Raw genomic sequence first — 11847 nt, forward strand, 5'->3', positions numbered from 1 at the left:
GCCCATGTCCCTCCGGTCCGCCTTCGCGCCGGTCGTCGTCCGCTGGCGTACGGCGAATCCGTACGCCCTCGACACGGCGCTCGCCGCGCTCGTGCTGTTCGCCGTCTCCCTGCAGTGGATCTTCCCCGACGAGGGCGACGACCGGCTGACCTGGCAGGGCTGGCTGCTCGGCGCCGCCACGGCCGTACCGCTGATCTGGCGGCGGCGGGCACCCTGCACGGCCGCGTGGGCCGTGTCGGTCGCCACTCCGGCGCAGGCGCTGTACCAGGCTCCCCCGCCGGACGTGATGTACGGCGGCATGGTCGTGCTGTACACCATGGCCGCCCAGGTCAGGCCCTGGCAGCGCCGGTTCATGCTCACGGGCTGGATCGTCGGGGTCGTCGTGACCATGCAGCACCAGGCGGACAAGGAGCCCTTCGAGTACGCCTTCCATCTGATGGGCCTGGTCTGCGCCTACGCCCTCGGGATGCTCGCCCGGGTCCAGCGCGCGTACACCACCGAACTGGAGGACCGGGCCCGCCGGCTGGAACGGGAGCGGGCCGCGGACACCGCGCGGGCCCGCGCGGAGGAACGCGCCCGCATCGCCCGGGACATGCACGACATCCTGGCGCACGCCGTGAGCCTGATGGTGGTCCAGGCGGAGGCCGGACCCGTGGTGGTGCGCAAGGATCCTGAGCGCGCGGAGGCCACGTTCGACACCATCGCGACGACCGGACGGGACGCGATGTCCCAACTACGGCGCATCCTCGGCGTGTTGAAGGAGGAGCGGCCGGACGGAGACATCGCGCGGCGGTTGCCGCAGCCGAGCCTGGCGGCGCTGCCCCTGCTGGTCGGCCAGGTGCGGGACTCCACGGGGCTGCGCATCGAACTGCGCACCACGGGGATATCCTGCCCGCTGTCCTCGGACACCGAGGTCGCCGCCTACCGTGTGGTCCAGGAAGCTCTCACCAACACCGTGAAGCACGCCCGGGCCTCCCGCGCCGTGGTGGAGCTGGACTGGGCGGAGGACCAGGTGACCCTCACGATGACGGACGACGGGCGGGGCGCCCCCACGCCGGTCGGCGGACACGGGCTGATCGGCATCCGGGAGCGGGCCGCCGCCTGCGGGGGCAGCGCCGAGACCGGCAGCGGCCCGGACGGCGGCTTCCGGGTCGTCGTACGCCTGCCGGTGGCCGCCGACCGGGAGGGGGCCCTCGGGTGAGCATCCGGGTGGTCGTCGCCGACGACCAGGAGCTGGTCCGGGCCGGCTTCGGCATGATCCTCGACGCCCAGGACGACATCGAGGTGGTCGCCGAGGCCGGGGACGGCGAGGAGGCCGTCGCCGCGGTGCGCCGGCACGCCCCGGACGTGCTGTTGCTGGACATCCGCATGCCGGTGATGGACGGTCTGGAGGCGGCCCGTCAGGTGTGCGGGCAGTCGGGCTGCAAGGTGGTCATGCTGACCACGTTCGACCTGGACGAGTACGTGTACGAGGCGCTGTACGCGGGTGCCAGCGGCTTTCTGCTGAAGGACGTCCGCCGGGACGACCTCGTGCACGCGGTGCGGGTGGTCGCGGCGGGCGACTCGCTGCTCGCCCCCGCGGTGACCCGGCGGCTGGTCGCGGACATCGTGCGGCGCCGCCGGGAGCGGGCCGCCGCCGATGCCGCCACCCCGCAGCGGCTGGACGCGCTCACCGCCCGCGAGGTGGAGACGCTGCGGCTGCTGGCCCGGGGACTGTCCAACGCGGAGATCGCGACGACCCTGTTCGTCAGTGAACACACCGTCAAGACCCATGTGAGCAACGTGCTGAGCAAGCTCGGTCTCAGGGACCGGGTGCAGGCGGTGATCTGCGCGTACGAGACGGGGCTGATCGTCCCGGGCTCCCCCTGAGGAGTGAGTGAGGGGGCCGTCTCCCCCGTACGGGCGAGGGCCGCAAACCGCTCCCTCCGGCGATCCGCCGCACCGCCCCCCGGCGCGAGTCTGAGGGGTGTTGACGAACCATCACCCGCCGGGAGGGACCGTGCTTTCCGCACTTGCCCGGGCGGCCACCCGCCGCCCCTTGACCGTGATGCTCCTGTGGGGGCTCTTTCTGCTGCTGGGATTCGGACTGGGGACGGGCGTGTTCGCGCGGCTCTCCGACAACGTGCCCGAAGTACCCGGAACCGAGTCGGAGTCGGCCGCCCAGTACCTGGACCGGGAGGACCCGGCCGGTGAGTCGGTCACCGGCGTGGTGGCCGGCACCGCCGTCTCGGACCCGGAGTTGCGCGCCGAGGTCGAGCGGGCCGTCGCCGACGTCCGGAAGGTGGCCGGGGTCGCCGCCGTGCCCGACCCGTACACCACGCGCGGTCTGACCGCGGAGGACGGACGGGCGCTGATCATCCCCGTCACGCTCGAGGGCGGTCTGGACGACGACGCCGAGGAGCACACCCTCGACGCGGCGGCCGAACGGATCAGGGAGATCGACGCCCCCGACGTCCATGTGAGCGGGGGGCCGCTGCTGGGGCAGCAGCTCAGCGAGCAGGCCCAGAAGGACGTCAAGTTCGCGGAACTGGTCTCCCTGCCGGTGGTGCTGGCGCTGCTGCTCGTGGTGTTCGGCGGGCTGCGCTCGGCGCTGCTGCCGCTGGTCGTCGCGGTCAGCGGGATCGCGGGGGCCTTCCTGGCGCTGTTCCTCTTCAGTGAGGTCACGGACATCTCCGTGTACGCGATCCAGGTGACGACGATGCTGGGGCTCGGGCTCGCCGTGGACTACGCCCTGCTGATGGTGATGCGTTTCCGGGAGGAGCGCCGGCACACCGAGGACGTCGTCGAGGCGGTGCACCGCACGGTCGCGGCGGCCGGGCGGACGGTGCTGTTCTCCGGGCTCACGGTGGCCGTCAGCCTGACCGGGCTGCTGGTCTTCCCGAGCGTGTTCCTGCGCAGCATGGGCCTCGCGGTCGCCGCCGTGGTCGTCATCGACATGCTGGCCGCGCTCACCCTGCTGCCCGCGATGCTGGCCCGGTTCGGCGGGCGGATCACCCCGGCGAAGGACCGTCCGGAGGGCGAGGAGGGCCGCCTCTTCGCACGGCTCGCCCATTTCGCGGCCCGGCGCCGGATCGCCGTCCTGGCCGTGGCCGTCCCGGTGCTGCTGGTCCTCGCGGTGCCGGTGGCCGGGATGAAGATCGCCATCGGGGACGCGCGTCAGCTGCCCACGGACAGCGAGGCCCGGCAGCTGCACGACACCGTGGGCGACCACTTCCCGCCCGGCGCCGGGGTCACGCCGGTCACCGTCGTCGTCCGGCCCGGCGCCGACGGCGCGGCGGTCGACAGGATCCGCGCGCTGTCCCCGGCCACCACGGCCCGTGAACTGCCCGGTGGTGCCGCGGTGCTGGAGATCCGGCCGCCCGGCGAGGCCGACGGCAAGGAGGCGACCGACCTGGTCGAACGGGTGCGGGAGGTACGCGGCGACGAACCGGTCGAGGTCACCGGGCCCGCGGCCCGGCTGGTCGACTTCCGCGAGATGCTCGCCGAACGGGCACCGTGGGCGGCCCTGACCGTCCTGGCCGGCATCTTCGTGCTGCTGTTCGCGTTCACGGGTTCCGTGCTGCTGCCGCTGCGCACCATCGCGACGACGCTGCTCAGCCTGGGCGCCGCGCTCGGCGCGGTGGTGTGGGTCTTCCAGGACGGCCATCTGGCCGGGCTGCTGGGCACCGAGGGGCTGGGGGCGCTGAGCCTCACCGCGCCGCCGCTGATCATCGCGATCGCGTTCGGACTCGCCATGGACTACGAGCTGTTCATCCTGGCCCGGATGCGCGAGGCCCGGGAGCGCACCGGTGACGACGCGGAGGCCGTGGTGACCGGGCTGCGCCGCTCCGGCCGGGTGGTCACCTGCGCGGCGCTGCTGCTGGCGGTCGTCTTCGCCGCCTTCATGACGGGCGGCTTCTCGCCCATCCTGCAGATCGGCCTGGGTCTCACCCTGGCCGTCCTCATCGACGCGACCGTCGTCCAGATGCTCCTGGTCCCGGCCACCATGTCCCTCCTCGGCCGCCACGCCTGGTGGGCCCCGGCCCCGTTGCGCCGGGTCCACGACCGCTTCGGCCTCCGGGAGGAGGCGGAGGAGGCGTCCCGGCCACGGGTGCCGACGGGGGTGTGAGGACCCACCCACCGAAGGCTCCTCGCCACGCGTGCCGGCCGGGTGGCGAGCGCCCGACCCGCATGTGACCGGACGGAGCGACGGGCGCGGCGCCGGAACCTTCCCGGCGCCGCGCCCGCACACGCCGACCGGTGTGCGCGTACGGCACCGCCCGCTTCCGGGAGCACCGGCCGCCTTCGAGAGCACCGGGGACTTCACGAAGCACCGGGGACTTTGCCCCCGGACCCCCTTCGCGCCCACGTGGCGGAGCCGCGTGCCGGTACAGCCCCGCGCCCCTTCAAGGGCGCGGGGAACCGCGCGAGCGACCAACCACCCACCCGCAGCCGCCGCACAACCGACCCGGCATCCCCCCGCCCCCGCATGGTCGAACGGAGCGACGGGCGCGCCGCCCGGGACCTTCCCGGCGCCGCGCCCGTCCGGCGTCCACGGCGCCCCTTGCACCCATTCGCGTCAATTCGGGACGTGAACTCTCCACGTCCGCAAGGACTTCCTCGGTTACACCTCTTGACGGCGCAAGCGTCGCAGAGCACATTGGCGTCACTTTGAGAGCGCTCTCAAGCGAAGTTCCGGGCTCTCGAACGCACTTCCCGCCACAGGCATCCGAACCCGAGAGGGCATCCCCACATGAGTGACACCTCCGGCACCCCCCGCCCGCTCCGCGGACCCCGCCCGCTGCGGCGGGCACTCCTCGCCGTCGTCAGTACGCTCGCCCTCGCGGCGGGCGCCGCCACCGCGGCCGGCACCTCCGCGAGCGCCTCCGTGCCGCCTCCGCCGTCGGGCTGGACCCAGGTCTTCGCCGACGACTTCGACGGCGCCGCGGGCAGCGGTGTCAACACCTCCAACTGGCAGTACGCGACCGGCAAGGGCTACCCGGGCGGCCCCGCCAACTGGGGCACCGGCGAGATCGAGACGATGACGTCCAACGCGGACAACGTCTCCCTCGACGGCAACGGCAACCTCCGCATCACCCCGCGCCGCGACGCCTCCGGCAACTGGACCTCCGGCCGCGTCGAGACCAGGCGCACCGACTTCCAGCCCCCGGCCGGCGGCAAGCTCCGCGTCGAGAGCCGCATCCAGGTGCCGAACGTCACCGGCGCCGCCGCCAAGGGCTACTGGCCGGCGTTCTGGATGCTGGGCTCCCCCTACCGGGGCAACTACTGGAACTGGCCCGCCGTCGGCGAGCTGGACATCATGGAGAACACGCAGGGCAACAACACCGTGTTCGCCACGATGCACTGCGGCACCTCACCGGGCGGCCCGTGCAACGAGACCAGCGGCATCGGCAGTTCGACCACCTGTCAGGGCACGACCTGTCAGGCCGGCTTCCACACGTACCGGATGGAGTGGGACCGCTCGACGAGCGTGGAGGAGATCCGCTTCTACCTCGACGGCAACAACTTCCACACCGTGCGGGAGAACCAGGTCGACGCGACGACCTGGACTAACGCGACCGACCACGGCTACTTCATCATCCTGAACGTGGCGATGGGCGGCGGCTTCCCCGACGCCTTCGGCGGCGGCCCGGACTCGGGCACCCAGCCCGGACACCCGATGCTCGTCGACTACGTGCAGGTGCTGACCTCCGGTGGCGGCGGCACCACTCCCCCGCCGACCGGCAGCCGCGACGCCTACGGCACCATCCAGGCCGAGTCCTACGACGGCCAGGGCGGCGTGATGACGGAGAACACCTCCGACTCCGGCGGCGGCCAGAACGTGGGCGCGCTGGCCAACGGCGACTGGCTGCAGTTCAAGGGCGTCACCTTCGGCTCGAACCCGGCCCGGCAGTTCTCCGCACGGGTGGCGAACGGCGCCGGCGCCGGCGTCAGCGGGCTGGTCGAGGTGCGCCTGGACAGCCGGAGCAACGCGCCCATCGGCAGCTTCGCCGTGGGCAACACGGGCGGCTGGCAGTCCTGGCGGACGATCCCGGCGAACATCAGCAACGTGACGGGCACCCACGACGTCTATCTGACCTTCACCAGCGGCCAGCCGTCGGACTTCGTGAACGTCAACTGGTTCACCTTCGGCCACTGATCCCACCCCCCACACCGGCCTCCCCGGCCGGAGAAAGAGGGCCCCACGTGCACGTGGGGCCCTCTTTCGCATGTCCGGTTCGCATGTCCGGCCGCAGACTGCATGGTCAGGGCGGTTCCACGGTACTCGGCACCACGTGAGGAGTGGTGGGCCGCCGACGCCGAGGGTGCTCCGTCGACCCGGAGTGGGCAGTCCACCGGAAAGGTCATACTTTTAAACTTGAACGCATGACGGCACCGATGTTGCTTGAACCGAGGACTTCTTGAAGGGAGGCGGCGTGCCATCCGCCCCCTACGGCGTCACCCCGGCAACGTGGCCGCCAGGGAATCACCGTCCGCCGCGCGTGGTTGCCGTGACCGCGAGAAAGAAGATGAGGACTGTGAGTGAAGCAACCGCGAGGCTCTTCTCCGCCGAGCGCCGAGCGTCCGCCGGGGTGAAGGACCCGGCGGACAAGGACACGCCGGAGGTGACGGCGCCGGTCGCACCTGGCTCCGCCCGCACGACGTTGCCGTACGACGAGGTGGCGCGGCGGCGAGGGGACCAGGGCGTCACGACGCCCGGGGGCGCCCGGCAGGAGCTGCTCGACGCGGTGACGAAGTCGCTCGACAGCAAGGGAGTTGACGCGGAATGACCGACGAGACGACCGAACCGACGACAAAAGCTCCGGAGGAGCGGCCGGAGGATCAGGAGGAGACTCCCGCGGCCCTCCCCGCGCCTGCGGCCGACTGGTCCAACCCGCTGCGCGACCCGCAGGACCGGCGTCTGCCCCGGGTGGCGGGCCCCTCCGGTCTTGTCATCTTCGGAGTGACCGGCGACCTGTCCCGCAAGAAGCTGATGCCGGCCGTGTACGACCTGGCCAACCGGGGCCTGCTGCCGCCGGGCTTCTCGCTGCTCGGGTTCGCCCGCCGGGACTGGGAGGACCAGGACTTCGCCCAGGTCGTGCACGACGCCGTCAAGGAGCACGCGCGCACCCCGTTCCGCGAGGAGGTCTGGCAGCAGCTCGCCGAGGGCATGCGGTTCGTCCCGGGCGACTTCGACGACGACAACGCGTTCGACCAGCTGCGCAAGGCCGTCGACGAGCTGGACTCCTCCCGGGGCACCAGCGGCAACTACGCCTTCTACCTCTCCGTACCGCCGAGGTTCTTCCCGAAGGTCGTCCAGCAGCTGAAGAAGCACGGGCTGGCCGACGCTCCCGAGGGGTCCTGGCGGCGCGCGGTGATCGAGAAGCCGTTCGGGCACGACCTGAAGTCGGCCGAGGAGCTCAACGCGATCGTGCACGAGGTGTTCGACCCGGAGCAGGTCTTCCGGATCGACCACTACCTCGGCAAGGAGACCGTCCAGAACATCCTGGCGCTGCGCTTCGCCAACCAGATGTTCGAACCGGTCTGGAGCCGGTCCTTCGTGGACCATGTACAGATCACCATGGCGGAGGACATCGGCATCGGCGGCCGCGCGGGTTACTACGACGGCATCGGCGCCGCCCGTGACGTCATCCAGAACCACCTGCTGCAGCTGATGGCGCTCACCGCGATGGAGGAGCCGGCCTCCTTCGACGCGGCCTCGCTGCTGACCGAGAAGCTGAAGGTGTTCCGGGCCGTGCGGCTCCCGGACGACCTGGGCCGGCACACGGTGCGCGGACAGTACGCGGGTGCCTGGCAGGGCGGCGCGAAGGTGCGCGGCTATCTGGAGGAGGAGGGCATCGACCCCTCCTCGAGGACCGACACCTACGCCGCGATCAAGCTCGGGGTGGACAACCGGCGCTGGGCGGGCGTCCCCTTCTACCTGCGCACCGGCAAGCGGCTCGGCCGCCGGGTCACCGAGATCGCGGTGGTCTTCCAGCGCGCGCCGCACTCCCCCTTCGACTCCACCGCCACCGAGGAGCTGGGGCAGAACGCGGTCGTCGTCCGGGTCCAGCCGGACGAGGGCATGACGGTCCGGTTCGGCTCCAAGGTGCCGGGGACCTCGATGGAGCTCCGGGACGTCACCATGGACTTCGCCTACGGCGAGTCGTTCACCGAGTCCAGCCCGGAGGCGTACGAGCGGCTCATCCTGGATGTCCTGCTGGGGGACGCCAACCTGTTCCCCCGTCACCAGGAAGTGGAAGAGTCCTGGAAGATCCTCGACCCGATCGAGGAGTACTGGGCGTCGCACGGCCGGCCGGCACGGTACACCTCGGGCAGCTGGGGACCCGTGGAGGCCGACGAGATGCTCGCACGAGACGGACGGAGCTGGCGCAGGCCATGAAGATCGACCTGACCGACACCACGGCAAGCAAGGTCAACAAGGCGCTGGTGCAGGGCCGCCGCGCCATCGGCACACCGGCCGTGGGCATGGTCCTGACGATGGTGATCGTCACGGACGAGGAGAACGCCTACGACTCGATCAAGGCGGCCGAGGAGGCCTCGCACGAGCACCCCTCGCGCACCCTGGTCGTGATCAAGCGGCACGCCCGCAACCCGCGCGAGCGCACCCACCCCCGGCTGGACGCCGAGGTCCGGGTGGGCTCGGAGGCGGGCACCGGGGAGACGGTGGTGCTGCGGACGTACGGCGAGGTGTCCGACCACGCCGACTCGGTGGTGCTGCCGCTGCTGCTGCCGGACGCGCCGGTGGTGGTGTGGTGGCCGGCGGACGCACCCGAGAACCCGGCGAAGGACCCGCTGGGCGCGCTGGGCCAGCGCAGGATCACCGACCTGTACGCGGTCGAGAACCCCATGGATGTGCTCGAGGCCCGGCGGCGCACCTACGCGCCCGGCGACACCGACCTCGCCTGGACCAGGCTGACGCTGTGGCGCTCGATGCTGGCGGCGGCGCTGGACCAGGCGCGGGCGACGGTGACCTCGGCGACCGTGGAGGCCGAGGCCGACAACCCGGCCGCCGAACTGCTGGCGCGCTGGCTGGAGGCGCGGCTGCGGGTGACCGTCGACCGGGTGGTGACCGCGGGGCCCGTCGTCACGGCGGTCCGGCTGGGCACCACGGACGGCGAGGTCGTCATCGACCGTCCCGAGGGCCCGCTGGCCACGCTGACCCTGCCGGGGCAGCCCGCGCGCCGGCTGGCGCTGAAGGTCCGTCCCACCTCCGAACTCATCGCCGAGGAGCTCAGGCGCCTCGACGCGGACGAGATGTACGCCGTCGCCCTGCGCGGCGAGGCCACCGAGGAGATCCCCGCTCATGTCTGACGTCCCCGAGCCGACCCGGCGCCCCGAGTGGGCCGCCCTGGAGAACCACCGCACGGACGCGCTGCCGCAGCCGGACCTGCGCGGGCTGTTCGCCGACGACCCGTCCCGCGCGCAGCGCTATGTCGTGCGCGTGGGCGACCTGCGCATCGACTACTCCAAGCACCTGGTCAACGACGAGACGCTCGCCCTGCTGCTCGAACTGGCCGAGGCCACCGATGTGTTCGGCCTGCGCGACGCCATGTTCCGGGGTGAGCGGATCAACGTCACCGAGAACCGGGCGGTGCTGCACACCGCCCTGCGCGCCCCGCGGGACGCGGTGATCGAGGTCGAGGGCGAGAACGTCGTCCCGGCCGTGCACGCCGTGCTCGACCGGATGACCGACTTCGCCGGCCGCGTCCGCTCCGGGGAGTGGACCGGTCACACCGGCAAGCGCATCCGCAACGTCGTCAACATCGGTATCGGCGGCTCCGACCTCGGCCCGGCGATGGCGTACGAGGCGCTGCGCGCCTACACCGACCGTTCGCTGACCTTCCGGTTCGTGTCGAACGTGGACGGTGCCGACCTGCACGAGGCGGTGCGCGACCTGGACCCGGCGGAGACGCTGTTCATCGTCGCGTCCAAGACCTTCACCACGATCGAGACGATCACCAACGCCACCTCGGCGCGGACCTGGCTGCTCAACGGCCTGGGGGGTGACGAGAAGGCGGTGGCCAAGCACTTCGTCGCGCTGTCGACCAACGCCGAGAAGGTCACGGACTTCGGCATCGACACGGCGAACATGTTCGAGTTCTGGGACTGGGTCGGCGGACGCTACTCCTACGACTCCGCGATCGGCCTGTCGCTGATGATCGCCATCGGCCCGGACCGCTTCCGGGAGATGCTCGACGGGTTCCGGATCGTCGACGAGCACTTCGTCAACGCCCCTGCCGAGGCCAACGCCCCGCTGCTGATGGGCCTGTTGGGTGTCTGGTACAACAACTTCCTCGACGCCCAGTCGCACGCCGTGCTGCCGTACTCGCACTACCTGTCGAAGTTCACCGCCTATCTCCAGCAGCTGGACATGGAGTCCAACGGCAAGTCGGTGGACCGCCAGGGCCGCCCTGTCGCCTGGCAGACGGGGCCGGTGGTGTGGGGCACGCCCGGCACCAACGGACAGCACGCCTACTACCAGTTGATCCACCAGGGCACGAAGCTCGTCCCGGCCGACCTGATCGGTTTCGCCCGTCCCGTCGCCGAACTGAGCGACGAACTCAAGGCGCAGCATGACCTGTTGATGGCCAACCTGTTCGCGCAGGGCCAGGCCCTCGCGTTCGGCAAGACCGCCGAGGAAGTGCGGGCGGAGGGCGTGTCCGAGGAGCAGGTGCCGCACCGCACCTTCCGGGGCAACCACCCCACCACCACGATCCTGGCCACCGAATTGACCCCCTCGGTGCTCGGCCAGCTGATCGCGCTGTACGAGCACAAGGTCTTCGTCCAGGGCGCCGTCTGGGACATCGACTCCTTCGACCAGTGGGGCGTCGAACTCGGCAAGGTGCTCGCCAAGCGCGTCGAACCCGCCCTCACCACAGGCGCCGACGTCTCCGGTCTCGACCCGTCCACGGCCGCTCTGGTGGCCGCCTACCGCGAACACAGGGAGTGAACTGACATGCAGATCGGCCTTGTCGGGCTCGGCAAGATGGGCGGCAACATGCGTGAGCGCATCCGCAACGCCGGCCACACCGTCATCGGGTACGACACCAACCCCGAACTCTCCGACGTCGACCACCTGTCCGACCTGGTCGACCGGCTCGACGGGCCGCGCGCCGTGTGGGTGATGGTGCCGGCCGGCGCCGTCACCCAGCACATCGTCGATCAGCTGGGGAGCCTGCTCGAGCCCGGCGACACGGTCGTCGACGGCGGCAACTCCCGCTGGACGGACGACGAGAAGCACGCCAAGGAGCTGGGCGCCCGGGGCATCGGTTTCGTCGACGCGGGCGTCTCGGGCGGTGTGTGGGGCCTGAAGAACGGGTACGCCCTGATGGTCGGCGGCGACGAGGAGCACGTGGAGCGGCTGAAGCCGATCTTCGACGCGCTCAAGCCGGACGGCCCGTACGGCTATGTCCACGCGGGCAGGGTCGGCGCCGGGCACTTCGCGAAGATGGTCCACAACGGCATCGAGTACGCCATGATGCAGGCCTACGCCGAGGGCTGGGAGCTCCTGGAGAAGGTCGACTCGGTGGACAACGTCCGGGAGGTGTTCCGCTCCTGGCAGGAGGGCACCGTCATCCGTTCCTGGCTGCTCGACCTCGCGGTGCACGCCCTCGACGAGGACCAGCATCTGGAGCGGCTGCGCGGGTACGCCGAGGACTCGGGCGAGGGCCGCTGGACCGTGGAGGCGGCCATCGACAACGCCGTGCCGCTGCCCGCCATCACCGCCTCGCTGTTCGCGCGGTTCGCCTCCCGTCAGGAGGACTCGCCGCAGATGAAGATGATCGCGGCGCTGCGCAAGCAGTTCGGCGGGCACGCCGTCGAGTCGGCGGAGAAGGCGTAACG

General features: G+C 71.4%; 9 protein-coding genes. All 9 read left to right on the forward strand.

Translation table 11 applies throughout. The features are described from left to right. Positions 1-4: 4 nt before the first annotated feature. The 9 genes from ACH4VX_RS06525 (at position 5) to gnd (ending at position 11845) form a co-directional block, all read left to right on the forward strand. Positions 5-1201, forward strand: coding sequence for a sensor histidine kinase (locus ACH4VX_RS06525; RefSeq protein WP_398366205.1), 1197 nt, complete (start codon positions 5-7; stop codon positions 1199-1201). Continuing rightward, on the forward strand, positions 1198-1869 hold the full coding sequence (locus ACH4VX_RS06530) for a response regulator (protein WP_398366206.1): 672 nt from the start codon (positions 1198-1200) through the stop codon (positions 1867-1869). Before ACH4VX_RS06525 ends, ACH4VX_RS06530 begins: the two co-directional genes overlap by 4 nt. A 130-nt stretch (positions 1870-1999) precedes the next feature. Then, positions 2000-4108, forward strand: coding sequence for an MMPL family transporter (locus tag ACH4VX_RS06535; protein WP_398366207.1), 2109 nt, complete (start codon positions 2000-2002; stop codon positions 4106-4108). Between the two features lie 624 nt (positions 4109-4732). Then, positions 4733-6139: a glycoside hydrolase family 16 protein gene (locus ACH4VX_RS06540; protein WP_398366208.1), complete on the forward strand. Its 1407-nt coding sequence runs from the start codon at positions 4733-4735 to the stop codon at positions 6137-6139. A gap of 379 nt (positions 6140-6518) precedes the next feature. Then, on the forward strand, positions 6519-6770 hold the full coding sequence (locus ACH4VX_RS06545; RefSeq protein WP_398366209.1) for a hypothetical protein: 252 nt from the start codon (positions 6519-6521) through the stop codon (positions 6768-6770). After that, the gene (gene zwf / locus ACH4VX_RS06550; protein WP_398366210.1) at positions 6767-8383 is read left to right on the forward strand and encodes a glucose-6-phosphate dehydrogenase; all 1617 of its coding nucleotides are present in this window, start codon (positions 6767-6769) and stop codon (positions 8381-8383) included. Before ACH4VX_RS06545 ends, zwf begins: the two co-directional genes overlap by 4 nt. After that, positions 8380-9315, forward strand: a complete 936-nt coding sequence (opcA, locus tag ACH4VX_RS06555; protein WP_398366211.1) for a glucose-6-phosphate dehydrogenase assembly protein OpcA — start codon at positions 8380-8382, stop codon at positions 9313-9315. Before zwf ends, opcA begins: the two co-directional genes overlap by 4 nt. Beyond that, on the forward strand, positions 9308-10954 hold the full coding sequence (gene pgi / locus ACH4VX_RS06560) for a glucose-6-phosphate isomerase (RefSeq protein ID WP_398366212.1): 1647 nt from the start codon (positions 9308-9310) through the stop codon (positions 10952-10954). The genes opcA and pgi overlap by 8 nt, the downstream gene beginning before the upstream one ends. 6 nt (positions 10955-10960) lie before the next feature. Then, positions 10961-11845 carry a phosphogluconate dehydrogenase (NAD(+)-dependent, decarboxylating) gene (gene gnd / locus ACH4VX_RS06565; RefSeq protein WP_398366213.1) on the forward strand — a complete coding sequence of 295 codons (885 nt, stop codon included), beginning with the start codon at positions 10961-10963 and terminating at the stop codon, positions 11843-11845. The last annotated feature ends 2 nt before the right edge of the window (positions 11846-11847 follow it).

The sequence above is a fragment of the Streptomyces sp. NPDC020731 genome (assembly GCF_044334705.1).
In the GTDB taxonomy this organism is placed as follows: Bacteria; Actinomycetota; Actinomycetes; order Streptomycetales; family Streptomycetaceae; genus Streptomyces.